The organism is Kribbella speibonae (assembly GCF_004331375.1).
Classification (GTDB): Bacteria; Actinomycetota; Actinomycetes; order Propionibacteriales; family Kribbellaceae; genus Kribbella; species Kribbella sindirgiensis.
Map to the genome: position 1 here is coordinate 1 of NZ_SJKC01000007.1, position 24,729 is coordinate 24,729.

24 protein-coding genes are annotated in these 24,729 nt (G+C 65.0%); 11 read left to right on the top strand and 13 right to left on the bottom strand.

Annotated features, from left to right (window positions below):
• Positions 1–911: 911 nt before the first annotated feature.
• The 3 genes from E0H92_RS44820 to E0H92_RS36755 are packed head-to-tail and all read right to left on the bottom strand — an operon-like array spanning position 912 to position 4,380.
• Positions 912–1,193 carry a hypothetical protein gene (locus E0H92_RS44820; RefSeq protein WP_202874004.1) on the bottom strand — a complete coding sequence of 94 codons (282 nt, stop codon included), beginning with the start codon at positions 1,191–1,193 and terminating at the stop codon, positions 912–914.
• Positions 1,194–1,234: 41 nt separating this feature from the next.
• Positions 1,235–3,070 (bottom strand): FAD/NAD(P)-binding protein, encoded by a 1,836-nt coding sequence (locus E0H92_RS36750; protein ID WP_131499489.1) that lies wholly within the window; start codon positions 3,068–3,070, stop codon positions 1,235–1,237.
• On the bottom strand, positions 3,055–4,380 hold the full coding sequence (locus E0H92_RS36755; protein ID WP_165550200.1) for a PLP-dependent aminotransferase family protein: 1,326 nt from the start codon (positions 4,378–4,380) through the stop codon (positions 3,055–3,057). Before E0H92_RS36755 ends, E0H92_RS36750 begins: the two co-directional genes overlap by 16 nt.
• 195 nt (positions 4,381–4,575) lie before the next feature.
• Between E0H92_RS36755 and E0H92_RS36760 the strand changes: the two genes are divergently transcribed.
• Positions 4,576–5,568: a phosphotransferase gene (locus E0H92_RS36760; RefSeq protein ID WP_165550201.1), complete on the top strand. Its 993-nt coding sequence runs from the start codon at positions 4,576–4,578 to the stop codon at positions 5,566–5,568.
• Here E0H92_RS36760 and E0H92_RS36765 read toward each other — a convergent pair.
• On the bottom strand, positions 5,526–6,299 hold the full coding sequence (locus E0H92_RS36765; RefSeq protein WP_202874005.1) for an MOSC domain-containing protein: 774 nt from the start codon (positions 6,297–6,299) through the stop codon (positions 5,526–5,528). The two genes, E0H92_RS36760 and E0H92_RS36765, sit on opposite strands and share 43 nt — an antisense overlap.
• 6 nt (positions 6,300–6,305) lie before the next feature.
• Here E0H92_RS36765 and E0H92_RS36770 point away from each other — a divergent pair, with 6 nt between their 5' ends.
• The 3 genes from E0H92_RS36770 (at position 6,306) to E0H92_RS36780 (ending at position 8,666) form a co-directional block, all read left to right on the top strand.
• Complete coding sequence (locus E0H92_RS36770; protein ID WP_202874006.1) at positions 6,306–6,650, top strand: PCC domain-containing protein; 345 nt, start codon at positions 6,306–6,308, stop codon at positions 6,648–6,650.
• Positions 6,651–6,691: 41 nt separating this feature from the next.
• Positions 6,692–7,534 (top strand): aldo/keto reductase, encoded by an 843-nt coding sequence (locus E0H92_RS36775; protein WP_131499493.1) that lies wholly within the window; start codon positions 6,692–6,694, stop codon positions 7,532–7,534.
• A gap of 136 nt (positions 7,535–7,670) precedes the next feature.
• Positions 7,671–8,666, top strand: a complete 996-nt coding sequence (locus E0H92_RS36780; RefSeq protein WP_131499494.1) for a hypothetical protein — start codon at positions 7,671–7,673, stop codon at positions 8,664–8,666.
• 260 nt (positions 8,667–8,926) lie between these two features.
• Here the strand turns inward: E0H92_RS36780 and E0H92_RS44460 are convergent, their stop codons facing one another.
• The 3 genes from E0H92_RS44460 to E0H92_RS36790 all read right to left on the bottom strand — a co-directional run bounded on the left by E0H92_RS44460 (position 8,927) and on the right by E0H92_RS36790 (position 11,082).
• The gene (locus E0H92_RS44460; protein WP_165550202.1) at positions 8,927–9,067 is read right to left on the bottom strand and encodes a hypothetical protein; all 141 of its coding nucleotides are present in this window, start codon (positions 9,065–9,067) and stop codon (positions 8,927–8,929) included.
• Between the two features lie 246 nt (positions 9,068–9,313).
• The gene (locus tag E0H92_RS36785) at positions 9,314–10,813 is read right to left on the bottom strand and encodes a deoxyguanosinetriphosphate triphosphohydrolase family protein (RefSeq protein ID WP_165550203.1); all 1,500 of its coding nucleotides are present in this window, start codon (positions 10,811–10,813) and stop codon (positions 9,314–9,316) included.
• Between the two features lie 2 nt (positions 10,814–10,815).
• Positions 10,816–11,082, bottom strand: a complete 267-nt coding sequence (locus tag E0H92_RS36790) for a hypothetical protein (RefSeq protein ID WP_131499496.1) — start codon at positions 11,080–11,082, stop codon at positions 10,816–10,818.
• Positions 11,083–11,750: 668 nt separating this feature from the next.
• Between E0H92_RS36790 and E0H92_RS36795 the strand changes: the two genes are divergently transcribed.
• A complete protein-coding gene (locus E0H92_RS36795; protein WP_131499497.1) occupies positions 11,751–13,031 on the top strand; it encodes an ApeA N-terminal domain 1-containing protein in 1,281 nt (426 codons plus the stop codon).
• A gap of 360 nt (positions 13,032–13,391) precedes the next feature.
• A complete protein-coding gene (locus tag E0H92_RS36800) occupies positions 13,392–14,879 on the top strand; it encodes an ApeA N-terminal domain 1-containing protein (RefSeq protein ID WP_131499498.1) in 1,488 nt (495 codons plus the stop codon).
• A 467-nt stretch (positions 14,880–15,346) separates the two neighbouring features.
• On the opposite strand, the gene E0H92_RS36805 is transcribed toward E0H92_RS36800, so the two are convergent.
• From E0H92_RS36805 to E0H92_RS36815, 3 genes are all read right to left on the bottom strand, one after another.
• Positions 15,347–15,889 carry a hypothetical protein gene (locus E0H92_RS36805; protein WP_131499499.1) on the bottom strand — a complete coding sequence of 181 codons (543 nt, stop codon included), beginning with the start codon at positions 15,887–15,889 and terminating at the stop codon, positions 15,347–15,349.
• A 7-nt stretch (positions 15,890–15,896) separates the two neighbouring features.
• Positions 15,897–16,484, bottom strand: a complete 588-nt coding sequence (locus E0H92_RS36810) for a recombinase family protein (RefSeq protein ID WP_275670129.1) — start codon at positions 16,482–16,484, stop codon at positions 15,897–15,899.
• 224 nt (positions 16,485–16,708) lie between these two features.
• The gene (locus tag E0H92_RS36815; RefSeq protein WP_131499501.1) at positions 16,709–17,986 is read right to left on the bottom strand and encodes an adenylate/guanylate cyclase domain-containing protein; all 1,278 of its coding nucleotides are present in this window, start codon (positions 17,984–17,986) and stop codon (positions 16,709–16,711) included.
• A gap of 140 nt (positions 17,987–18,126) precedes the next feature.
• On the opposite strand from E0H92_RS36815, the gene E0H92_RS36820 reads away from it, so the two are divergent.
• Complete coding sequence (locus E0H92_RS36820) at positions 18,127–18,642, top strand: DinB family protein (protein WP_131499502.1); 516 nt, start codon at positions 18,127–18,129, stop codon at positions 18,640–18,642.
• Between the two features lies 1 nt (position 18,643).
• Here the strand turns inward: E0H92_RS36820 and E0H92_RS36825 are convergent, their stop codons facing one another.
• On the bottom strand, positions 18,644–18,967 hold the full coding sequence (locus E0H92_RS36825) for an ArsR/SmtB family transcription factor (protein ID WP_131499503.1): 324 nt from the start codon (positions 18,965–18,967) through the stop codon (positions 18,644–18,646).
• Between the two features lie 63 nt (positions 18,968–19,030).
• Here E0H92_RS36825 and E0H92_RS36830 point away from each other — a divergent pair, with 63 nt between their 5' ends.
• Entirely contained in the window at positions 19,031–20,077 is a 1,047-nt protein-coding gene (locus E0H92_RS36830) for a flavin-containing monooxygenase (protein ID WP_131499504.1), read from the top strand.
• Positions 20,078–20,372: 295 nt separating this feature from the next.
• Positions 20,373–20,510, top strand: a complete 138-nt coding sequence (locus E0H92_RS44465) for a hypothetical protein (RefSeq protein WP_165550205.1) — start codon at positions 20,373–20,375, stop codon at positions 20,508–20,510.
• A gap of 49 nt (positions 20,511–20,559) precedes the next feature.
• On the opposite strand, the gene E0H92_RS36835 is transcribed toward E0H92_RS44465, so the two are convergent.
• Positions 20,560–21,798: an MFS transporter gene (locus E0H92_RS36835; protein WP_131499505.1), complete on the bottom strand. Its 1,239-nt coding sequence runs from the start codon at positions 21,796–21,798 to the stop codon at positions 20,560–20,562.
• The gene (locus E0H92_RS36840) at positions 21,798–23,189 is read right to left on the bottom strand and encodes an NAD(P)-binding domain-containing protein (protein ID WP_131499506.1); all 1,392 of its coding nucleotides are present in this window, start codon (positions 23,187–23,189) and stop codon (positions 21,798–21,800) included. Before E0H92_RS36840 ends, E0H92_RS36835 begins: the two co-directional genes overlap by 1 nt.
• Positions 23,190–23,276: 87 nt before the next feature.
• Between E0H92_RS36840 and E0H92_RS36845 the strand changes: the two genes are divergently transcribed.
• Together E0H92_RS36845 and E0H92_RS36850 are read left to right on the top strand one after the other, a co-directional pair.
• Positions 23,277–23,630: an ArsR/SmtB family transcription factor gene (locus E0H92_RS36845; RefSeq protein WP_131499508.1), complete on the top strand. Its 354-nt coding sequence runs from the start codon at positions 23,277–23,279 to the stop codon at positions 23,628–23,630.
• A gap of 31 nt (positions 23,631–23,661) precedes the next feature.
• Positions 23,662–24,720 (top strand): ArsO family NAD(P)H-dependent flavin-containing monooxygenase, encoded by a 1,059-nt coding sequence (locus E0H92_RS36850; RefSeq protein WP_131499509.1) that lies wholly within the window; start codon positions 23,662–23,664, stop codon positions 24,718–24,720.
• The last annotated feature ends 9 nt before the right edge of the window (positions 24,721–24,729 follow it).

Here is a 24,729-nt window from a genome sequence, read left to right on the forward strand (position 1 = left end):
GATCCACACCGCCCGACCGGACCTGACAACAACCCAGCAGCAACGCCAAACGTCGAGCACCGATGATTGGCGACAGTCGAATAGGACTGGCTACCGGTCTTCTGTCGCCATTTGCAACGGGTACTCGGCTCTGTCGGGGCACGCACGTTGAGCCTATATGAACGATCTCCCACCTCCGTTCGGGCGGGATCTGAGTGCGCGCCAACACGTCTGCGAGTACTGTGCCGACACCTACACGGCGTCCAGATCCGACCAGCGCTTCTGCTCGGATCACTGCCGTCTTCGCAACTGGCGCAGCCGAAAACGCGTGCGTTCAGCAGAGGCAATCGAGACCGAACACGTCACCGTGGTACTCGCGGAAGTCGACCGACTGCAGCACCAGGTCACCGAACTTCAGCGTGCCAATGCGGCCCTCCGCGACGCCCTAAGCCGCGCGCAAGCGCGCCTGATAGCAGCTCGAAACCCGTGCCGCCGTTGGGATCAGATGTAGACACACAGCGCGCATTCTGTGTTCGAGGTCCGGCGTAGGCGGAGCTCAGGTGACCGCTTTTGCTGGATTGGTCCGCGAGAGATGCACCGGTTCGGTCGGCGCTGACAGATGTCAGCACCAACCGAACCGGGCTCAGACCCTCGACCGCGATCCGTGAGGAAGATCCGGCGGTCAGGCTCTGATGGAGGGCGGAACGGGCGCGGAGTGCAGGGCCATCGAGGAGGACAAACCTTGTCAGCACACTCGCCCCGACGACCACGATGACGGTCATCGCATAGGTACGCTCACGCTCCGTCGCAGTCGACCGCTCCAAGTCACGGCGGCGCGCACGCAGGCTCTTGTACGGGTTGTGCCGCGTGTAAAGCGCTCGCGTCGAGGAACTCCGGCTGCCCCGTGAGCCGTTCGAGAACCATCAGCAACATCAAACCGGGCCAGCAACCGGTCGAGCGCCGGTGGACCCGATTGCTCCGAGGTTCTCGAGACGTACGGCGCCCCACGCCGGCGCGTCAGGATCCTCCAGCTTCTCGCAGGCGCCCACGAGCTGGACCTCGCGCATGCCGGCGATGAACATCGGGATGAAGCTCGCGCTGGTCGTCGAGACCGACTGCCAGGTCGCTATCAACGCCGATGCCCCGGGCCAACTCGACTGGCAACCTTCGGCTGCGAACACGCCGAGGAATGCGGCGTCGCCCCGAAACGTCATCAACATCCGGGACGTGAATGTCAGGCTGGAGTGGACGGCAGCTAGCCGGCTTCCAGGGTGCGCAGGACACCGCGAGCGAGCCGGTCGTTCTGGCGGAATGATCGGCCGTTCGTTCCCGGGCTCGTGAACGTCGAGAACTGGCGGGTGCTGGTGAACGGACCGATCGCATAACGGTGGCGGTGGGCGGCCCCTCGCCGGTCGATCATCTCGAATGTCTCCCCCGAAACCTGGATCAAGCCGGTCCGGTAGGCAAATCCATCGGCGTCGGACCTGACGAATTCGGTCGCCTCGCCGGCCGCGATTAGCCTAGTCAGGAGCTTGTCGGTCGTGAGGCGGAGATCGAAACGCGGGATCCAGCCGTCGACTAAGGCCGTGAAGCGCAACGCTGACGGCATCGTGGCCGACGTGGCGCTAAAGACGCGCTCGGTTTCGTCGGCGACGACCGACACCTTCGAGCCCAGGAACTTCAACACTCCAGCTTCGGACAGTGCAAGAAGCTGGCGGGTCCGCAACGGCGGAGGCCCGCTGCAGAAATGCTCGTACAGCCGACGCCACCGGGCACCGATTGCTGCTTCCGACCGAGCAGTCAGTCGATCATTGCCGAGAAGCTCCGAAATCTGATGGGCGGCTGAGCGAAAACCCAGGAAGGCGCCCAACTCCGCACTCTGCCCAGAGCTGGTACGGCGGGTCAGATCGGCTCGCAGCAGCGATCGGACATACGGCTGCAACCTTTCTAGGGACGCTCGTCCGGCGCGTGCGAGCGGATCACGCACGGAGTCGAGGTCCCACCGGTCCGCAGGGTTCGGTACGGCGGCAGCGATGTGTCGGGACAGAGTCTCGGATCCCCACGGATCAGCACTGTAGAGGCGGGCGAAATCGTTCCAACCTGTCCGGACCCGTTTGGGGTGTGCACGGAAGAACTCGTGGTAGTAGGACCAGCCAATCTCCTTCGCCACCGCAGGCCATACGTCGTGGACGAAGTCCACGGCCCATGAAGTCGAGCCGGTGTAGTTCTCGGCGTCCAGGAACCGTGGCAGTGCCGCAGGGTCGTCCAGCACATAGGTGAACTTGGTCCGGTGCGGTACGCCGCGTCTCGAGGTGGCGTAAATGGTTGGCTCGGCGCCACTTCGGACATAGCGAAGGCCGCCCGCGGTCGTCTGGTAACGGCCACCGCGGCCCTCGGTGAGCAGAACGGTCAGGTCGACGAAGGCAAGACCCATCCCACGGATCAGGACGTCTTCCGCGGGCCGAACCATTCCCAGGTCCAGGTCTGCGGAGTATCCACTCGGGATGTAGCTCAGTCGATGACGGCTCGCGAACTCGGCGAAGCCGAACGCCTGGTGGTCGGGCAACACGTCCAGGTGGCCCATAGCAAGGATCACCGCGTCGGCTGTCACGTCCGGCTCGCCGTTCGCGAGGCGGACCTGCTGTCGGCCGCCGTGGTGGTCCAGGAGCTCCACCGCCCGCGTGGTGTGCACAACAACGGTCACGGTGGTGGGCCGTTGCGCCACGACACTCTCGAAAAACCACTCCAGATAGCGCCCCTGGGTCAAGCGACTGACGAATCCGTCATGGCTGTGTACATCTCCCCCGTGGCGTGCCGTCCAGCTGTGCAAGGACAGGCCGGGACGGATCGCGCCGTCGCAGTCCACGCTGGAGTCGGTGAACATGGTGACGCTCTGGAGAGGGACGTTGAGCCACATCAGCGCCGATTGGTTCTGCCGCCAGATCCGCCCGGATCCCGGGGAGTACGGGTCAACAACATGAATCTCCAGAGTTCGTCCACCCAGCAGCTCGGCCACGTTCGCGATCAGTCGCTCCACGATCCCGGCGCCTCGAGGGCCGGCGCCGACGACAACGATCACGGCCGGTCGCACACCGGCCGCCCGAACTGGTTCTCAATCTGCCAGACGAGATCGAGCAGGTCCCGGTCGGTTCCCATCGCCGACAGTTGCTCGTGGCTGTAGCAGTAGCGCGGCCTGTCGATCCTTGAACGAACCGCGGCGAGCTCGGTGCGGAGATCCGAGCTGCCGTCTGAGAGGGCGACGGCGAAGATGTCGATCAGGTCATCGATCTCTCGGGCGGTGCCGCCCCTGCGAGTCGTCTCCGCCAGGGAGATCCTGAAGGCCGGTCCGGTGACCCCGGGGAGCTCGTTGAACAGGTTCGCCATGATTCCGAGGTCGTACAACCGACGGTTGACGGTTATGGCGTCGACGCCGGGGACCGGCTGTACCCAGGTCTGATGACACCCGGTGAACCCTTCAGCGGTTCGGATGACCGGGATACCTCGGTCGAACAGTCCGGCCGCGAACCGGGCGGTGTTGGTCAGGACCAGCTTCGCGTAGCGCTCACCGCCGCAGTCCCGCATCTCCAGCAATGTGATGGCCAGAGAGATCACCGACGCCAACTGGCTCTGGCTGACGAAGTGATACGCGACCGCATCGACGCGGTCCCGAAGGTCCGAACTATTCGTTGCCACGAATCCCTTGTGTGGCCCGGGCAGCGTCTTGTGGGTTGATCCGCCGAAGATGTGCGCGCCGCGATCCAGCGGGTTGGGCAGCGCACCGCCCAGGATGAGTCCGTTCGTGTGGCTGGCATCGAGGTGGAGAACGGTTTTGGGTGATCGAGCGTCGATGATCCGGCGAATCGGCAGCGGGTCGATCGGAAAGAGCAGACTCGACTGATCGAGGTAGATCAGATCCGGCATCTGTGCTGCGACGATCTCGTCGAGCTGGTCCAGATCGACGAAATGTGTGTCACGCATGGGGACGGGGGTCAGCCGCAACCCCAAGCGGGCGGCGATGGCATCGGTACTAGTGTGGCCGCCGCCGTCGACGGGGATGGTCATCGCCGTACCGCCGGCCGGGCACAGTGCCGCCATCACGATGGCGGCACAATGCATCCCGGACAGCGGCCGCACGTCGACGTACTCCGCACGAGCCATCTGCCGCAGTATCGGTTCCAAGACCTCCAACTGAATCCGCCCGGCGTCCAGGGCACTGGCGAAGGATTGTCGGAACCAGTCGAAGAAATAGCGGGCATGAAGGTCCGACGTGAAGGGCACCCGAGCAAGCGGTGAGAGGACATTTTCGCTGGGCGTGAAATTGATCGAGGCGTGGGCCTTGGCTTCGTGGCTGCCGATCAATTTCAGTACCGTCGAAATTTCCAGACCATCGACAACGGGCAAGCTGCACCCCCGGGCTTCGTGATCGATTGTTTGATTCGCTGGGACTGCGGGCGAGCCAGAACAGACTAGCGGCCGACTGGCGCTTTCGACAGAGGTTCGATGGGATGAACTGGGAACAAGCCCTCGGTGGGGTTGCCGGCGCGCGGACGATCTGGGACATTCCAGTTTATCGGTCGTCAAGTGTCTGGACATGTCGTGCTGAACAAACCGGCGGAACTCGACGAACGCAACCTTCAAGCGATGCTGCGCGAGCGCTGGGGCATCGCTGGACAAGACCTGAACTATGTGCCGCTCGGCGCCGGCAGCCATCACTGGAGCCTTAGTGCGGACAGCGGGCAGAAGTGGTTCGTGACGGTCGATGACCTCGGTGCGGATCCAACGGAGCGCGACGCTCGCTACTCGCGTCTGAGGCGAGCCTTCGAGGCGGCAGTGCTGCTACGCCGCGAAGCCGATCTCGGGTTCGTGCTCTGCCCTGCGCCGGACTGCACCGGACAAATCGTGCACCGTCTTGGCGACAGGTTCGCCATATCGGTGCGGCTCATGCTCGAGGGCAGAGCGGGAGCCTTCGGTCCGTATCGAGCTGCAGAAGCGGCACCGGTGATCGACATGCTGCGGCGACTGCACCGGGCCACCTCGACAGTGGCGACTGTGGCCGATGCAGACGACCTCGCCCTGCCTGGTGAGGACCGGCTGCGCTGTCATCTCGCCGAGAGTGGCGAACGATGGCGCGACGGCCCACTGTCAGACCCCGCACGAGCGATGCTGACAAGCTGCGCCGAGCAGGTGGATCGTCTCCTGATTAGCAGGGCGCAATTGGTGGAGCAGGTCGGCGACCTGCCGTTCGTCGTCACTCATGGCGAGCCTCACCCCGGCAACGTTCTGCAGGGCCTAGAGCGTTTGTGGCTGCTCGACTGGGACACCTGTCTGCTGGCGCCGCTCGAGCGAGACCTTTGGATGGTAGGTGATGGCGGGTTCGAGGCCTACCGTCGCTACGAAGCCGCCGGCGGGTACCGGATCAGCCAACCTGCGTTGAAGTTCTACCGGTTGTCCTGGAGTTTGAAGAACATCTCCGTCAGTCTGACGGCGCTTCGCCGGCCGCACTCGAGGACAGCTGAGGCGAGCCGCTCCTGGAACGTCCTCAAGCACTACCTACACGGACTCGAGAGTTTTTCGGCCTTCTGGCGCTGACGTTCGCTGAGTGAGGGCAGATCGATCAGTCGGGGAAGCAGGTCACGGTCTCCGGTCAAGGCGCGGAACGCCACTGCGGACGTTATGCCGTGCGTGGGCCGGTGAATCACCTCGATGCGGTCCCCAGCCGTGATTTCGCCAGGCGTGATCACCCGCAGGTAGGCCCCGGGCAATCCCTGGTGGGTGAACCGCTTGACCCACTCCGCCTCTCCGATCCACTCGGCGAAGCCCCTGCACGGCATGCGGGTCGCACTGATCTCCAGGACCAGCAGATCGCCGATCCGCCAGCGTTCGCCGATCAGAGCGTCGCTCACCGCGAGACCTTCGATCGTCAGGTTCTCGCCGAAGCTCCCGTTCGGAAGGGTACGGCCGAGTTGTCGCTGCCAGAGATCGAGATCCTCCCGGCCGTAGGCGCAGATGGCTTGGTCGGGGCCTCCGTGATTTCGCAGGTCGGCGGTCCAGTCGCCGGCAAGTCCGCTCCCCGAACTGCCGGGCGCTCCTCTGGGGGCAGGCGGCGTAACCGCCAACCGGTGTGCTACCGGGCGTTTTCCGATCGCGGTTCGCCGAGCATTCGTTTGTTTCGGAGACCTTGGATCCGCGATGTTGAGCGACAGCAATTTTCCCATCTCGGAACAATACCGGACTCTTGCCAACTCGGCACGTTGCGCTGAAGATGGTGCGGGGGCCTGCTCGCCGCGCAGGTATTCGTTCAGATCGACCTGGGGGTTCATATGTTCATGATTCCGATACCGCCCGGTGAAGAGGTGGTGAAAACGATCGGCGCCGCCCTGAATTCCGCTGGAGTGGAAAACGGTGCTGTGGTCTCGCTGATCGGGATGGTGCTCGACTGCACCATTTCGACGATGGAACCCGATGACCCCACCAACGACATTCCGTCCACCCATACCCAAGCGCTTGAGCTGTCCGGGAACGGTGAAATCAGGAATGGTGTCGTTCATCTTCATGTCGTACTCGGTGCCACTGACGGCCAGGCCATCTCCGGCCATCTGATCTCGGCAACGACTGGGAATGCGACCACCAATGCCTATGTGCTGCCCCTCGACCGGATCACACCGCTGTGAGCTCGGGCCCGGCGGGAAGCCCGGCAGCGGAGGATCCGCTGATGACGTCCGGCGCATCGCTACCGAGCTGCGTACCGCTGAACAACGGCACACAAATGCCGCGGATCGGGCTGGGCACCTGGCGGCTCGATGGCCGAGCCGGCGAGAAGGCGGTCGAGCAGGCCCTCGACATCGGCTACCGCTCGATCGACACCGCAGCCCAGTACGGCAACGAGGAGGCTGTCGGACGGGCCGCACGCAGATCTGGCGTGCCACGTGAGGACCTCTTCGTCACGACAAAACTGGGCAACGGGGAGCACCGATTCGCCGACGCTCTTCGCGCGTTCGACGCCAGCCTGCAACGGTTACAGATGGACTACGTGGATCTCTACCTGATCCACTGGCCGCTGCCGGCCCAGGGACGCACGTCCGAAGCGTGGCATGCGCTGGAGGACATTCATGGGACTGGACGGGCTCGGGCAATCGGGGTGTCGAACTTCACGATTGACCTGCTGGACCGACTGCTGACCTCTGCACAGATTGTTCCGGCGATCAACCAGGTCGAACTCCATCCCGGGTTCCAGCAAGGCGGCATGCGGTCGTTCGCTGCCGCCCGAGGGATCGTCGTCGAGGCTTGGCGACCGCTTGGCGAGCGGGACAGGCTCTTCCAGACTCCCGCGGTGCAAGAGCTGGCCCGCAAACATTCCCGCACGCCGGCCCAGATCGTACTCCGATGGCATCTGCAACTGGGGCACCTGGTGATTCCGAAGACCGTCCACCCCGAGCGGATGAGATCGAACCTAGACGTGTTCGACTTCCGACTCGACGACAACGATCTGAAGATCCTCGGAGCCTTCGAATCCGGCCGTCGTCTGGGGGAGGATCCTGATGTCGTCAACGAATGAGCCGACCTCCGAGGCCGAGGACAGGCCGCCGACCAAGGACGCGGCACGGTGGGTCCCGCCGGTCGTGGTGTTGCCGGAGTCGCCGAGGGTTGGCTCCGCGTTGCAGTCTGACCACGCCCGGCTCGCGGGTTGCGCCATGACGGAGCTGGACCGGCTCGCAGCGTTCAGTGGACCGTGGCGCCGTACTCAGCAGCTCGCCGCGATCTTCCGGCTGCTCGATGCGATCGATAGCGCATTGGGATTCGTCGGCCGCACCGGCGACGAGCCCGCACCGCGATCGCCGGTCCAGGAGTATTTCAGGATCCGGACAGCCGATGTCAGCGTGGAGGTCGGCACGGCGCACATGATTGGTGTCCTGACCCAATCGGTAGGCGATCTGCGTGACGCGCCGGTGTCGGGAGCAATGTTGCTGCGCGAAGCCGCAGCGATCCGACAGGTCCTTGCAGACCTTGGTGGCGAACCTGCCGTGGGGGTTGCCGAGGCGGACATCGCTGACATCTTTCTGGAACGGCCGAACGATGTGGACCGTCGCCGATGGTACGGCCGATGGATCATCGCTCACCAGTTGCATGCACTGCTTAATTTGTCGGCTGCCGGAGCGGTCGAATCTGCTGTGGATGCTCTCGACGAAGGGGACTGCGCGGCATCCGTCGGGCATCTGCGTCGCGCGGTTGTCTACGTGGAGGGCTTCACACCAGCCCGCGCTCACGCTCTAGCCGTCCCCGCGTGGTTCTACAACGACGTGCTTCGTCCGTCGATGGCTCCGCCGTTGTCCACAGCCCCGCTCAGTGGCGCGATGCATCTGGAGTACAAGTCGTACCGTAGGCAGGTGTCGAGGCTGCTGGCCGCACTTCCGGAGGACATCCGCGAGCTGGCGAAGGACGAACCCGAGCTGGCGCTGATGCGGGAAGCGTTGCTGGAGGCTGACCTGATGGATGCCGAGAACCACGTCTGTCTGATCGAGCCGGTCGTCGGAAGCACCAAATCGTTGGTCCAGAGTGCGAAGAGCAGCGGTAGTGCCGTGACGATGCTGCGCCGGATCCGCGATCGCAGAGCTGCTTCCTTCGAGCCCTATCTGCGCGGCGACAACCGCGGACGCTTGACGGGCACCGCTTCGCATCCTTCGCGATGAAGACGGACACCAGCTTCTGAGCCGACCGCATCGATCGACGCCTCGTTCGGCTCCTTCGAGGGCGCGTCGTGCTGAGACCCCGAAGAGCGTCTGCGGTGAGGGGCGAGAACGACCGTGGATCCTGAATCCATTCCGTCGAGCTCAGCCGTCGCACGCCGCAGACGCAACATCACCGAGTCCGCGAACGACCAGCACGACACACAGGCACCGAATGGCGCGGCCGCGCGGCGCCCACGAGCACCGGGTCCGCGATCGTCACCTCAGTCTTCCACCGCAATGACGAGGCCTTCGCCGAACCCGCCATTTGGCTCGAGGCCCGCGCGAACGGCCCGTGGCCGATCATCCCGTTCAGCGCCGACCGGGCCGAGCGCCCCGGCCGCAACGTAGTCCTCCAGCCACACTCCTTCGACGTTATCTGGAAGCTCGTCTCACCCGCCGGATCCCCGCTAGCAGCAAGTCGCCCGAGTTCGGCAACGTCGACAACTGTGGAGTTTCGCCGGCGCGTAGAACCTCGATCGGGAGCTGGCTCAGCGCCCATCGCACACCTCGAGTTACTCGCTTCGCCCGTCGTCTCGCTGGTCTGATGAGACTCGAGCGGCGTTCATCCGCGGTAAACGCTCATCTCGGGGCCGACGCACAGCCGAGGGCTAGAGCATGGAGGCCATGCTCATGCGATGGACCTGGATGCCGCTAAGCTTGTAATACAGGGCGAGACAATGCTGATCCGTGAACCCACATATGTAGTCGAGGATGGCGCGGTTCGCATCGCCACGTGGACCTGATGAGTCGCCTCCATATCCGAGTCTGAGCTTGCGAGAGCCGAGCTCCTCGGCAATCTGGACTTCACGGCGGAGCCGTGGCGGCAGACGATCACGGTCTTTTCGGACCCAGTCGTGCAGCATCTGCACCAGGTTCTCGATCACGGTCTGCTGCCCACGTTGGAGTAGAGCGATGTCTGGCCGCTGCACTACGTACGAGCGGGTAATCTCCTTGAGGATCTGGACCTCGTGCCACTCAGCTGGCTTGAGGCCGATGTGTGGCCCACCTGGCCAAAGAGGCTCGGCGGCCTGCATAGTGACCGCCGCGATGTAGGACCCGATGAGATCCGAGCCCTTCCCTCGAGCGCGGGCTTCGACTTCGCTCAGGTCCGCGCGGTGCCGCTCGAATCCGATCTTCAACGAGCCCTCCACTTTGCCGGCGGCTTCCTTCAGCGCCTCGCGAGAGAACCACCCCGGATAGTCGATCGCCAGGCGATCACCGAGACTCTTAAACGGTGTCGATGCGGCGTCCCGATCGCCGAATTCATCGAGATCCTCTCGGATCGCCGACACGTCCAACACGCCGGCGATGTAGAAGTCTTCAAGGTCATGCACCGCGTATGTAATGTCGTCCGCCACGTCCATGACGGACGCTTCCAATGTCTGGATCTCCGCGCCGATACCATCAGCGAAATCTCGACAGGTTGCGAGCAACTCACCTTGGGGCTCGTACGCGCTGAACTTGTTCCAGTGCCTGCGGTAGTCGGAGTCTGCCTTTAAGCCATCTTCGTGATCGGCGCCAGAGCGTCGGGAAACACGCATCCAAGGATACTTTGCTGTTGCTGCGAGTGTTGCGTACGTCTGATCGAGCCCCTCGTACTTCAGGCTTCGAACCTTGCCAATCGTCAGCAGACGGAACGTCTGGGCGTTCCCCTCGAAACCATCGGGGAGGCGGAGAATCTCTCGGGCGACTTCGTCGAGTATCTGCTCGCCGATGTGGCCGAACGGAGGATGTCCAAGATCGTGCGCCAATGCTGCAGCCTCGCAAACCTCAACATCGAATCCGCCAAGCTTCTCCATCGCGGCCCAGTTGTCCCGATTCTGGACAAGTCGCTCCGCAATACTCCGCGCAACCTGTGCGACCTTCTCCGAGTGCGTCAAGCGATTGTGCATCAGTGGGAGATCGTCAAAGGGTGTGATCACCTGCGTCACGCCGGTCAAGCGACGCCATGCAGCTGAATAGAGAATCCGATCTCGATCACGCTGCGCCTGCGAACGGACGTCCGGTTCCTCCGGCCTCCGCGATCGCCCACTCGGACGGGTTATCCGCCCAGCAGCAGTCGAGTTGACGCCATAGACTCGCTCATCCGCGCGAGGCTTCGGAGGCAACGTCAGTCCCGCACGATGCGTAGCGAGTCGTCGCCTCGCACCTCAACGTCGAGCCTGGACAATGCGAGGTACACGTCCTGCGGCGTGCAGTGCATCGTCTGCGAGAGTTCATCGACCAACTCATCCAGCTTGACCCTGCTTTCGTTCCGTCCAATCACCTGGACGATCCGCTCGACTAGAGTCGCGAGCACACGCTCGCCCTCGGCCGGTCGCATCTCAAGAGCTGACGCTGTCATCGTTCCCCACTCCCCACGCTTCGCATCGTTCATGGAACCTCCGGTCACCCCTACGCATCAGGCACCACTGCGGCCGATTGGCAATTGGGTCCTCTGCAATGGTGCAACAGATGCGGCCTCGCGGCGCGGCAAGCACGCCATGCGTGTTGCTCCGGCCTGGAGACGGTGTCTTGGAGGGGGATGACTCAAATGCGTTGGAACGCGAGACCGTGCAAGTCAAGCGATTGTTCATGCCTTCAGCAAGCACGGGCAGAGCGAGCTGCACCACGGTGTGGGCCCGCAGGTTGCCAGTTCGCTCGCTGTCCAGTTCGGTTGCGATCCCGAACTCACTACAGGCAGACAGCCTCCGTTGCCGAAACGGCCGACGCGGGCTGCTCACATGTGCAACGGCCAACGAGCTAAGCCAGTGCTCCCCCAGGTGCATCTTGAATCCCCCCAGCCCAGGACTATGCCGCAATTCCTACCCGTTGCCAAGATGGTGGTTGCAGATTGTGAGCAATGGGTCCCTCGCGGGAGAGGTCCGGCGAAGAGAGGCGAGCCCGAGCCAGGAAAGTTGGGTTGCGTTTCGCGGGTATCGCCCACCTGGCTCTCCACACAAATTACCGATCTGGCATCCGGCCGGCTGCGTCAGAGGCGAGTTCGAGGCGTGTGGTTAAGGTGCGTGTTCGTCCGCAGTCGCCGAATTACCTAACATCGGTCGGGTGGAGAAGCTGGACGATGTTGGTACCTTCTGGCTCGCGACCGAGCCTGAGAGAAAGGTCCACGGTGCGCTCACCTACGACTCGGCCACGATCGGACGTCTGCGGCTGGACGGTGTCCTCGGCCTTACCCGCAGACCCTCGGGATACGTCAGACTCTTGGGCCAGTCGCAGGAGCGGGCATATACGCTTGAGCGATGCTTCGAGAAGAGCCGGAAGGGCTCAGTCTTCGGACCAGCCGGCCCCGGGACGTCGATCTGGAGTGTCGGCGAGGTCTTTACGAACGTGCACTTCTCGGCGGACGAGGATCTCGTCTTCGACCGGATGATGTTCGAGCTGGAGGATCTCGCCTCCTGGCTTGGCAGAAGCGGGATCTCCACCGATGGGATGGAGGCCGTGGATGGGGCCCTCGTCGCCCAGATCGAGCATCGCTGGCTCCGTCGAGACGCACTGGCCACGGACTTCGGCGAGCTGGAGATCGTACACAACCTCGGTCAGCGGAACTACCTTCCCCGCGAGCTGACGCTGTGGCAGTCGTTCGGCATGCGGATCAAGCTCAGCAGCACGGTGCCGAAGTCTGAACTTCTCGACATCGCCAGCGATCTGCAGGACATCGTGTCGATCGGCATCGATCGGCCGAGCGCCTACACCCAGGTTCAGTTCAGCCACCCCGATGCAGTTCAGGACCCCGACGACCCGCAGGCGGAGCGTGTTGATATCGAGCACTATGGCCGCTGGATCGTGAAGGAAGGTGCATACGACCGGCCCCCAGCAGATGTCGCGTTCAGCTACGCCGACATCGGCGATGCTCCGGGACTGCGTGCGTGGCTGGCGCTGGCAGCCGATCACAGGAGCACGTTGGCGAGAATCATGGCGGCCCGGCGTCCGACCGGTATGTACTCCGAGGATCGGCTGCTCAATGCGGTCGCAGCGGCCGAAGGCTTACACCGCGACCTGACCGGCAACCGCGCCGAGGTACTGAAGGCTCGACTCATTCAGCTCGCTCAGCTTGCCGGCCCCCGTTTCGAGGCCGCAGTGGTCGACGTCGACAAGTGGAGCGAGTTCCTGAAAGAGGAACGGCACGGGCATGCTCACAACCGCAGCCAGCGACCCTCGTCGAATGTGGATCACTACCGGCAGATGGCTGACTCCGTGTACTGGCTGATCGTGCTCTGCATGCTCTCGCAGATCCCGACGGCATGGGCCGCGATCGAACATGCCGAGCGGAGCTCAGGCTTCGAGGCCATGGCTGACGCAATAGGCGAGATCATGGCGCGCCTTTGAGCGCTCACCTCGTATGGACCATGGCGCAGTCGCGACACGGAGCACCGGCGTGGTCCCGAACGGCCCGGTAGATGAGGCAGCAGCTGCGGCCGCCGGTTTGGCGGTGTGAGCCTCGCGCACGGCGGGGACGCGGAGGACGTGCACGCAGCCAGGCAGTGAGTGGGTTCGGCGAGGTGTCGCGAGGCGCTCACTCCTCATTCAGGCCGCAGCAGCACCACCGGCCTACTTGCGATCTCTCTTGACCGCCCACTCCTCGATTTCGTGACAGATCGCACCATCGAACTCCCAGGAGTCAATGCTGCGGACAGCTTCCGGGTTGGCCAGCTGTCCGACTCGATCCTCCCTCCGTAGGCTGTTCCTATGCTCAATGAAAGACCACCGCTGCGGCTGGCCTACGAGCCCGACGACTACCTCTGTACATGGTCGGTGCCAGATCACGCCGGAGGGTGGGTCGAGCTGCCCGGGAATCTTGAGGCCAAGGCCAACAGGCCACCGCAGGGATCGATCTATGGTTCCGTCCCGCTACGGATCAACACCGGGCCGGCCGGAGGCTACTCGGCGTCGTTTCCACAGACAGTGCGCCTACCAGTCCTCCGCGGCTTATTGGCCAACGGAGGAACCGTCTTCCTGCTCGACGCCACACTCCGGTACGTATCGAGTGGAGAGGGGCATCTTTCCGGCAGTGCGGCACTCGCCGGCCATGGAGACGCGTTCTCGGGCTTCTTGGGCCGGCGCAAGACGGCCCAGCCGAACCGGGAGAACGAGAAGGCCCCGCTCATCTCGTCGGTGAGGTTTCAGATCGACGGTCTCGATGCGGTCCTTGGCGCCTCTCCCATCAAGCAGATAAAGGCACCTTTCATCAATCCTGACAATCCGCGAGACGAGTGGGCCGCCTACCTGGACCCCGACGCAAGTGGCGACTGGAACTCGAACTCCGTATCGCTGTCGCTCCGCTACGACGCTCGGATGCGCGCAGCGGACGCCTACGAGTTCCGCCTGGCATTCAGCCCAGTGGCCAGCTTCATCTTCAACGAGAGCGTGACTCTGCGCACAGCCGTTGACGATTTCGTTGAGCCTCTCAGGCGAATCATCTCGATCTCGACCGGAGCATCGTGCGACCTCACCTACGCTTCGGTCGAACTCGAGGGCAGACAGGGCCAATTTCAGGTCTTCGGCTCGGGCATCACACAGGCGCCGTTCGGCAGCTCGTACGAGCGGCTGAGAAGGCAGAAGAGCGCGATCCACGCGAAGCCCGACCAACTGTCGATGCTCGACTTGGTCCTAAAATGGCGGGACTTCGCCGCCGAGCACCACCCGTTGGTCGAGACGTATGGCTCGATGCTGCACGCGCGGGACCAGCACCCCAGGTCGCGGTTCTTGCTCCTGATCCAGGCACTGGAAGGAATGTATGGGTACGAGACTCGGGAGGAGTACGAAACTCGACGAGCAGCACACATTGAAGAGCGAACGCGGATCTTGGATCTCGTTCTTGCAGACGACCTCGATTCTGCAGCCAGGAAGTTCCTCAAGGCGTTCCTCCTCAAGAATCCGCCGTCCAGCCTCGAAGCGGCGTTGACCTCCATGGTTCAGAAGCTTCCGGTGAACATGATGGACCGCCTGGCTGCAACGTCCTTGGTCCAACAGGTCGTCGCTGCCGCGAATCCGGGTACGACGACACCGAACGCTCTTCGCATCGTCCGCAACGATCTGGCGCACGGCAAGCGCGGATATGACGCCAACGCGCTGGACGACACCGTCGATGTACTCGAACTGATCGTGCGCGGACACGCTCTGCGAATCCTCGGATGTCCTGACGCGGTCGTCGAGAGAATCCTCGACACCGACTGAGTCCTCTGCCCTGCCCCGAGGGGCGCGGGATTCCGCCGCGCGCGCTTTGCAGAGCGAAGGGAGTACTGAGACTGTGCGGCCCGCGTAACTCATGCCCAGGTTCCGGAGGTGGCCCGCGCTGGTCCTCGACTCCACCGCCATCGACATCGAGAGAGGTACCACCATCCCCGACAGAGTCGATCTGATATCGCCCCGATCACTCGCCAAAATGCCACTGATGGCCGACTGGCCCTCATCTCCAGCACCCCAAACGACGTTTCGCGTACCACGTCCGGACACAGCCAGTGGGCAGGTCACGCGGCGCCGGCGCTTGTGAGCCCGGCCGCAGCGCGCCCAAGCGTCGGGAACTGCCGTGCCCTACAGAACGGTCACAGCCGACGATGGACAGCGGCACCACCGACTATTGTTCCGCCCGGCAGCATCCTGTAACGATGTTGGTCCCAAGCCGACGAGCGCGGGACGCCGAGCTACGGCACTCGACCTGATTGACCCAGCTCAAGCTCCAGGCGTGTGGTTAAGGTGCGTGTCCCGCCTCGGACACGCAACTTATCCACACGGTCCCCTATCGGGTCGACCTCCACATCGACGATCTGCTCGGTGTGGTTGTACGTCAGCGACAATCTGAAGGACGCGTACAGCTCAGCGAGGTCCTCCGGCTCGGCTCTGTCCAGGGCCGTCATGTCGCCCAGCTGGTCGAGGTAGGCCTCCAGTTCGGCGCGACTGATGCCTGTCTGGTCCCGCGCTGCAGCGAGCGCCGACTCCGCCGCCCGTTTGTCGGACGCAGCCGAGTTGTACTGCTCGCGCAACTCCACCGGATCCCAGCCGGCTTCCAATGCCTTCCGCAACTTCTTCATAACGGTCTCAGCTGCGGCGACCCTGTCGCGGAGCCTCTCGCTCTGCTCTCGGGCCCGCTCGGCAGAATCATCCGCTTCCAGCAAAGTCTGAACGGTCTGCGCCCGATGGATCGGATCGAACAGACTGCCGATCCAGCGATTGATCTTCGGTGCCATCAGATCTTCACGCAGATAGATCTGCTGCGGGTGCGCCAGCGCCGTCGCAGACCCGGGCAAGCCCCGACGAGCAGCGCCTTCCATCTTCCGTACACAGATCGCACACCTGATCCGGCCCCGGAAACGCGTACACACGCTTCTTCCACACACGTCGCCGGTCCACCAACGACCAGGCGGCCTTCCCGCCGGCCCTCCGCCTGCGCTGCTCGAGCTGAACTGCCGTGAACATCTCCACCGGGACGATCGCCGGGTGAGCGGGCTGCCTCGACCGCACGATCTTCGCCTGCGGCGACCGGCGGAACTTCACCACGTAACCCGCGGCCACATCGTCGGGATCCAGCAACTCCTCGACCTTCTGCCAACGACCGTAAACGGCATAGCCGGTGTATCGCGGATTGTCCAAGATCGTCACGATCGTCGAGTGCTGCCAACCATCCATCTTGCGATGCCGGTTCTGCTGCGGCGCGTGCGCCGACGGGCACGGCACACCTTCACGATTCAGCAACTCTGCAATCGCCTTCTTCCCCCCGCCTCGAGGTACAGCTCGAAGATCCGGCGGACAACTCCCGCAGCGAACTCGTCGATCGCCAGGCACCGCAGCCGGTGCCCTTCCTGCGCCTTCCGAGGATGCGGATGCGGCCCGTGACCCGATGGTGGTATCGCACGTTCAAGGCACGTTCGCGTTGTTCATGCGAGAACATGGTCCTCGCCGAGGAGGACTGGCTGTATCTGCCGGCGTTCGAACGTCTATCTCAAGCCACCATCCGCGACCATGTCCGACACCATTCTCCTGCCGAGCATGCTGCACTTCACGGTCCATCAAAGCCCGCGGAGGAGGAAGGTCTGCATGGGGCCCTTTCCCTTGATGTCGATGGTGCCGCGAGGAAGTACGGCGAACTCTGGTCCGAGGGCGGCTGCCACCCGGGCAGTTACCTGAATCGCGCCGGGTACGCCGTGGGACTCCATCCGGCTGGCGGTGTTCACAGTGTCGCCCCAGAGGTCGTAGATGAACTTGCGCCGGCCGATCACGCCGGCCACCACTGGCCCCGAGTCGATCCCGATCCGGACCGCGAGCCATTCCTGACCGGGCAACGCGGCGAGACGGTCGACCTCGTCGCGCAGCGCGAGCGCCGTACGGGCGACTGCTGCTAGATGGTCCGGCCGCGGCGTCGGCAGTCCGCCGACAAGCATGTAGGCGTCGCCGATCGTCTTGATCTTCTCGACTCCCTCGGCGTCGGCGATGCGGTCGAACGCGGAGAACACCTGGTCCAGCAGGGTCACAACGTCCGCCGCGGCCATCACTGCCGACCGGGCCGTGAAACCGACCAGATCGGCGAAGAGGACGCTGACCGCGTCGTAGTGCTCGGCGATGACTCCCGGCTCTGTCTTGAGGCGCTCCGCGATCGGCCCCGGCAGGACATTCAGCAGGAGCCGCTCCGAACGTTCCCGTTCGGTTTCGAGGGCCCGATGGGCCCGCTCTCGCTGTTCAACGAAGTAGCTGAGCATCACGTACGCGCTCACCATGACTCCCGCGATATTCAGCACCAGGAACGTGACCACGAAGCCGGGCGGCAGCGCCGATGGGGGTTGCGGGAGCGAGGAATCGACCAGCGCGAGCACGAACAACTCGACGAAGAACGCCGCCAGCCACGGGAGAGAACGCCGGATTCCGAGCAACGCGAGCGCGGCCAGTGGTGTGAACGTCGCCCAGAGGATCATTGCGCTTGATGCGACGAACCCGCCGAGCGAGACCTGCAGCAACGCCGGCAGGACCATGAACGCCAGGAGTTGCGTGGTGCGGAAGATCGCGAACCGTCGCGTCCGGGACAGTACGGCCAGGCCGATGATGTTGACGACCTGGTAGAACGCCGGGATCGCCGCCGAGACCGGGTCGCCGTACGCCAGGTACGTCGTCACCCAGATCGTGGACAGCACCGTGATCAGCAAGGAGGAGAAGATCAGCGTGCCTTGGCGGAGCCGCTCGTCGCGGGTGTCCTCCGGCCGGCCACCGAGCTCGGCCAGCCGCTCCAGCCAGCGGGCGACACCCCGCCCAGGCCGACGCCCCCGGGCACCAACCTCACGAGACGGCCCAGTCACCTCACGATCGTAGGCTCGCAATCCGTCGCTGACATCCCCTGAGACAGCCCGGTCCAGGAAATTGCCTATAGCAACTTCGCGCCGGAGATCAGCCGGGCCGTGCCCTGGCGTTCGAAGACGGCGCTGCGCATCATGAGGCCATGGACAGACAGTCGGTGCACGACGAGCTCGAGCGTGCCCGCGCGGACTTCCGGCAGTTGGTCGAGTCGGCCGACGACACGGTACTGCGGAAGCCCTCGAGCGGCACGCGCTGGAACAACCGGCAACTGCTATTTCACATGCTTCTCGGCTACCTCATCATTCGCGCTCTGCTACGGCTTGTGCGGCTGTTCGGCCGGCTGCCGCGCGGTGCCAGTCGCGGGTACGCACGGCTCCTCAACGCGGCTACGCGGCCGTTCGACGAGGTGAATTTCCTTGGTTCGTACGCCGCGGGCCACACGGTCAGCCCGGCCCGCATGGTTGTCATGTTCGACCGCGTCATCGACAAGCTCCACCGGCGGCTCGACGCTGAGACCGAAGCGAGTCTCGCCCGCGGCATGCACTATCCAACGCGTTGGGATCCGTTCTTCAAGGAGTACATGACCTTGGCTGACGTCTACCGCTTCCCGACGCAGCACTACGACTTTCATCGTCGTCAGCTGACCCTGGACGGATGAGTCAGCAGCAGGTCTTGAGGTACGCCTGGAGGTCAGCCAGGGCGGCCGCGGCGCCGTCGCGGTCGGCGCGGTAGAGGGTGTTCTTGCCTTCGCGGCGGGCGGTCAGGATGCCTCCGCGACGCAGCAGGTCGAGCTGCTGGGATGCCGTGGACTGGCCGATGCCGGCCTGTTCGGCGACTTCGTTGACCGAGAGTTCGGCGCCGCGGGCGAACAGGAGCATGATCCGCTGCCGGGTCGGGCTGGACAGCGCCTTGAGGAAGTCGTGCGTGGCCGCGCGGAGCTCCACCAGATCACCCACGAGCCGAGGGTCTGCCTGCTCCGCCATGAAGTCCAGACTAGCCAATATCGTCGTTTCGTCATATCGGGATATTGCGATATGTTGATGGGCATGACTTCCACAGATGTCGTGATCATCGGCGGTGGCCAGTCAGGGCTGGCCGGAGCCTTCGCGGCGCGCGACGCCGGCTTGCGCCCAGTGCTGCTCGAAGCCGGCGACCGAACGGTCGGATCCTGGACCAAGTACTACGACACCCTCACGCTGTTCTCCCCCGCCCGCTACAGCGGCTTCCCAGGCGCGCCATTCCCCGGCGACCCGGATCACTACCCCACCAGGGACGAGGTCGTCGCCTACCTCGAACGGCTCTCACTCGGCCTCGACGCCGAAATCCACACCAACACCCGCGCAACGACTGTCGCCCAACAGGGCGCGGGCTACGTCGTCCGCACCGGCACCGGCGAGGAGTTCCCAGCAGCCAGCGTCATCTGCGCCAGCGGATCCTTCACGAACCCGTACATCCCCAAGATCCCCGGGACCTTCACCGGACAGCTCCTGCATGTGGCGGACTACCGCAGCCCCAAGCCGTACGCCGATCAGCGCGTCGTCGTGGTCGGCGCCGGGAACTCAGCGATCCAAATCGCCTACGAGCTGGCCGAGGTCGCACAGGTGACCATGGCCGTACGGCGCCCCGTACAGTTCGTACCGCAGATCCGCGGCGGCCGTGACATGCACTACTGGCTGCACGCCCTCCGAATAGACCTCCTGCCGCCGGCCGTCCTCCGCAGACTCATCCACGGCACCCCTGTCTTCGACACGGGCATCTACAGCAACGCACTGAAGGCCGGTCAACTCGACCAGCGCCCCATGTTCACCCGCTTCGACGGCGACCGCGTGCAATGGCCGGACGGCAACGAGGAGCACGTCGACACGGTCATTTTCGCGACCGGCTACCGCCCCAATCTCCCCTACCTGGATAGCCTCGGAGCACTGGACAACACCGGAATGCCCCTCCACAGACGCGGCATCTCACTGACCCACCCAGGCTTGGCCTACCTCGGGGTGGAGTTCCAGCGATCCTTCTCGTCGAACACGCTCCGTGGCGTTTCGCGCGACGCCCGGTACGTCGTCAAAGGTAGCGCTCGTTCTGCGGGAAGGTAGGACCGGGATCAGGAATATCGGGCGGCAGGAACTTCTCCGTCTGCGGCATCCCGTACCACCTGTCCGGCGAGGTGGCCGACCGGCGCGATCTGGCCCAGATCGTACGGCGGACGACACATCGCGGCGGCCAGGATCGACGTACGCACCAACCACATCGCCACCGCGATCGACCCACCAGTCATTCTCCTGGAACGCCTCCCCGGCGTCCTCCCCCCCGACACTCGACCAGCAACTCGCCGATGAGATCAGCGCCGAGCTCGAGGCACACGATGTCGAGGTCAGATGCACCACGACCGTGGCCGAGGTAGGTCGAGACGCCGACGCCGTCCTGGTCGTCAGCGGTGTCGCGCCGGACAGCAGGCTCGCCGCCGCGACCGGACTGCGCGACGCAGAGGCGCAGAGCTGGCTCACAGCACAACTTACAGCGCGGTAACGGCCCTGGGAGGGGTCCCGCGCATCGTCGACATCGGCACTCTTCCCGGTCAGGGGCCAGATGCCGGCCGCTCCGTAGGCAGCCGCTGCACAAGCAGCAGAAGTACGCCGGCCAGTACGCACACCGCGGCTACCAGCGTGACCAGCACCCGGTACCCAGCGGCGGCTGCCAGCACCGCACCGCCGAGCGGCGCCGATGCCTTGGCAACGAGCACCGGCGCCGCCAATGTGCCCGCGATCGTGCCGTACCCGTTCGCGCCGTACCGGTCGAGCAGGATCGCGGGTGTCGCGATGGACGCGATGCCGAAGCCCAGGCCGAACACCACCAGACATCCCACCGCACCAGCGACACTCCGGCCAACCACCGGCAGCAGCGACAGCGCCGCTCCTTGCGCGACGAAGATCACCGCGGCGATGGTGGCCATCGGCAACCATCGCGATGACAGCGTGCTGACGACCCGGCCGGTGACCGACAACAATCCGAGGAGGCCGGCCAGGGTCGCGGCGAGTGCCGCAGGGTGACCGAGGCTGATCAGATACAGCACCAGGTGTACGGCGATCACCGCGAGCGCCGCCCCGTGCAGGACGAACGTTGCGGCGAGCAACCAGAACGCCGGATCCCGAAGCACTCGGCCCGGTGAACGCGCCCTGCTCCGCCGATCATGGCGACCCGAGGACCCTGCGTGCCTCAGCGCCACACCGTGCAGTGGGATTGTTACTCCCGCGAGGAGGACCGCGAGTACGACGAGCGCCGTCCGCCAGCCCAGACGCGCGACCAGTTGCCCGGTCAGCGGAATGAAGATCGAGCTGGCGAACCCGGCCACCAATGTGATCCCCAACAGTGCCTTTCGGCGCCGCTGCGGATCGGTCACCGCCACGACGACGGCGAACGCCGGCTCGTACAGAACCATCGCCGACGCCACGCCCATCAGCACAAACACCACGTACAACTGCGCAGGACTCCGGACCTGAGACCAGCCCAGCACGGCCACGGCACCCAGCACCGACCCAGTGGTCATCAATCCGTGGCCACCGCGGGCGTCCAGCCAGCGGCCGACCGGGATCGACAGCACGCCTGAGATCAGGACCGCGGCGGTGAGCGCACCCGCCGCGGTCACAGTCGCAATCCCCAACTCACGGCTCATCGGCCCGAGGATCACGCTGAACGCGTAGTACAGAACGCCGTACCCGACCGTCTGCGTGACCGCGAGCGCGCTGACCAGCCGACGCGGTCCGGGTCTGACCGCCGTCGCCGAAGGACGAACGATCAGACCCGGATCGGTTGGCATCAGCCGCAGCAGCTGGACTGCGTGCTGGGCTTGGCTTCCACGACCGTCAGCAGACCGCCACTGATGCCCGTAGCCAGCCCACGGCCGGCCTCGACAGCCTGCGGCGCCGGGCCGCAGCAGCCGCCGGCGGATTCGTCGGCCGAGTCGCCGTACGCGAGGTTCGACGAGCACACCCCGGTCTCGGGCAGGTTGAGCTGAACGTCGCGTGCGGCCTCCCAATCACCTGCAAGCGCGGCGACGACCGAACGGGCCTGCTCGTATCCGGTCGCCAGCAGGAACGTCGGCGCCCGGCCGTACGACTTCGCACCAACCGCGTAGTACCCCGGCTCCGGGTGCGTCAACTCGTCGACACCGTGCGGCGGGACGGTCCCACACGAGTGCTGGTTCGGGTCGATCAACGGCGCCAGCGCCCGCGTCGAGCCCAGGATCGGGTCCAGGTCAAGGCGCAGCTCCCCGACCATCTCGTGGTCCGGACGGAAGCCCGTCGAGTTGACCACTGTGTCCGCGACGACCCGACGGTCTCCCGCGGCAAGCTCGACCCGGCCGTCCGCCGTGCGCGAGATCGCCTCGATCCGGAAGCTGCTCACCAGCTCGACGTGCCCCGACTGCACCAGCTTCTTCAGCCGGGCACCCAGCGCACCACGCGCGGGCAGTTCGTCGGCCTCACCGCCGCCGTACGTTCGGGCCTGGTCGGTGCCCCTCACGACCCACAGCACCTCGGTCCCCGGCACCTGCTCGGCCAGCTCGCCGAGCTCCAGCAGAGTCGTGGCCGAGGAGTGACCGGCGCCGACAACCGCCGTACGACGACCCGCGAAGCGCTCACGGTCACGCCCGAGTACGTCGGGCAGAGCGTGCGCGATCCCGCCGGCCTCTGCCTCGCCACGCGCCGGGATGCCCGAACCGCCGAGCACGTTCGGCCGCCGCCAGGTACCGGCTGCGTCGATCACCGCGCTCGCCAGGATCTCCGTGCCGTCGCTGAGCCGTACCAGGAACGGCGCGTCCTCGCGGCCCGCCGTACGGATCCGGTCGAAGCCGACCCGAGTCACCGCGGTCACAGCCGCGTTGTAGCGAATGCGGTCGTTGAGCTGCGGCGTCTTCGCCAGCGGAGCAAGGTAGGCGTCGATCAGGTCCCCGCCCGTCGGCAACAGGTCGAGGTCCGGCTCTTCCCAGCCCGCCGTCTCGAGCAGACGGCGCGCTGCGCCGTCGATGTCGTACCGCCACGGGCTGAACAACTTCACATGGCGCCACTCGTCGATCGCCGCAGCCACACTCGGCCCCGATTCCAGCACCAGGAACTCGATCCCACGCTCGGCCAGGTGTGCCGACGCGGCCAGCCCGACCGGCCCCGCACCGATGACGACGACGGGCAGTTCAGAGGATGTGACACTCACGATTCTTCTCCAGGTCCCTAAGTTGATGTTCATCTAATCAACGATGCCCACCTTGCCTCTTGATTCGACATAAGTCAAGATAGACACATGTCGAAACAGGAGCTCACTGTCCTCACCGGGTGCTGCACGCCGATCTCCGAGGCTGCGCTCCAGCCTGCTCAGGCCGCAGACGGGGCTGCCGTGTTCAAGGCGCTGGCCGATCCGGTCCGGTTGCGGCTCATGTCGATCATCGCGTCGGCCGGCGACGAGGTATGCGTCTGCGACATCACGCCCCACTTCGAGGTCAGCGGGCCGACCATCTCCCACCACCTGAAGGTCCTTCGCGAAGCCGGCCTCGTCGACTGCGAGCGCCGCGGCACCTGGGTCTACTACTGGGCGCTCCCCGAGCGCCTGGCTTGGCTGTCAACGCTGCTTGCCGCCCCGACACGCACCGCGGTATGACCCAGCCGCGCTCCCCCACGGTGTCCGGCCGATGACGTCGCAACACGCTGCGAGGATGGTGGTGATCGGCGGCGGACAGGCTGGACTCGCGACAGGGTTCTACCTGCGCCGCTCGGGTCTGGTCCCAGGCGCGGACTTCGTGATTCTCGATGCGGCCGACCGGCCCGGCGGCGCCTGGGCGCAGATGTGGCCGACGCTGCGGACCTTCTCCCCCACGCAGTACTCCTCGCTACCAGGCTGGATGATGCCGCCGTGGACCGGCGACAGCGGCTATCCCCTGGCAGCTCATGTCGTCGACTACCTGACCCGGTACGAGCAGCGCTACGAACTCGACGTACGGCGCTCCACCGCGGTCACCGCCGTCAGCCGCGGAGATCACCAACGGCTCGTCGTCCACACCGACGACGGCGATTGGTCGGCCGAACAGGTCATCTCGGCGACCGGAACGTGGTCCCGGCCGTTCGTCCCGACGTACCCGGGCTCGTTCGCGGGACGTCAGCTGCACACTGCCGACTATCGGCAGGCATCCGCCTTCACCGGCCAACGGGTGCTGATCGTCGGCGGTGGCAACTCCGCCGCGCAGATTCTCGCCGAGGTGTCGACGGTCGCCGAGACCACCTGGGTGACACTTCGTCCGCCGCGCTTCCTGCCCGACGACGTTGACGGGCGAGCGTTGTTCGAGATCGCCACCCGCCGGCACCGGGCGCGGGAACTCGGCGAACCTGACACCGGCGGCGTCGTGGGTCTCGGCGACATCGTGATGGTTCAGAGCGTTCGCGAAGCCCGCGACCGCGACGTACTCCACGCCCGCGAGCCGTTCACACGACTGGTCGAGGACGGTGTGCGCTGGCGTGACGGCACCAAGTCGTCGTACGACGCGATCATCTGGTGCACCGGCTTCCGCCCGGCACTCGGCCACCTGTCGCGCCTTGGGCTCCGCGGACCGGACGGCCACATCCCGACGGACGGCACTCAGGCAGTCAAGGAACCGCGTCTGCACCTGATCGGGTACGGCGACTGGACGGGACCGGCGTCCGCGACGCTGATCGGCGCCGGCCGCACGGCCCGCACGCTCGTCGCCGAACTCTGATCAGGTGCC

Bases quoted from the DNA above. Each gene is read 5' to 3' on its own strand.
- E0H92_RS36780 (WP_131499494.1), top strand. From the start codon at position 7,671: ATGACGGAGCTGGACCGGCTCGCAGCGTTCAGTGGACCGTGGCGCCGT.
- E0H92_RS36830 (WP_131499504.1), top strand. From the start codon at position 19,031: ATGACTTCCACAGATGTCGTGATCATCGGCGGTGGCCAGTCAGGGCTG.
- E0H92_RS36790 (WP_131499496.1), bottom strand. From the start codon at position 11,082: ATGAACGATGCGAAGCGTGGGGAGTGGGGAACGATGACAGCGTCAGCT.
- E0H92_RS36765 (WP_202874005.1), bottom strand. From the start codon at position 6,299: ATGAACCCCCAGGTCGATCTGAACGAATACCTGCGCGGCGAGCAGGCC.
- E0H92_RS36805 (WP_131499499.1), bottom strand. From the start codon at position 15,889: ATGGCACCGAAGATCAATCGCTGGATCGGCAGTCTGTTCGATCCGATC.
- E0H92_RS36820 (WP_131499502.1), top strand. From the start codon at position 18,127: ATGGACAGACAGTCGGTGCACGACGAGCTCGAGCGTGCCCGCGCGGAC.
- E0H92_RS44820 (WP_202874004.1), bottom strand. From the start codon at position 1,193: ATGACGTTTCGGGGCGACGCCGCATTCCTCGGCGTGTTCGCAGCCGAA.
- E0H92_RS36775 (WP_131499493.1), top strand. From the start codon at position 6,692: ATGACGTCCGGCGCATCGCTACCGAGCTGCGTACCGCTGAACAACGGC.
- E0H92_RS36845 (WP_131499508.1), top strand. From the start codon at position 23,277: ATGTCGAAACAGGAGCTCACTGTCCTCACCGGGTGCTGCACGCCGATC.
- E0H92_RS36770 (WP_202874006.1), top strand. From the start codon at position 6,306: ATGATTCCGATACCGCCCGGTGAAGAGGTGGTGAAAACGATCGGCGCC.
- E0H92_RS36800 (WP_131499498.1), top strand. From the start codon at position 13,392: ATGCTCAATGAAAGACCACCGCTGCGGCTGGCCTACGAGCCCGACGAC.
- E0H92_RS36835 (WP_131499505.1), bottom strand. From the start codon at position 21,798: ATGCCAACCGATCCGGGTCTGATCGTTCGTCCTTCGGCGACGGCGGTC.
- E0H92_RS36850 (WP_131499509.1), top strand. From the start codon at position 23,662: ATGACGTCGCAACACGCTGCGAGGATGGTGGTGATCGGCGGCGGACAG.
- E0H92_RS36825 (WP_131499503.1), bottom strand. From the start codon at position 18,967: ATGGCGGAGCAGGCAGACCCTCGGCTCGTGGGTGATCTGGTGGAGCTC.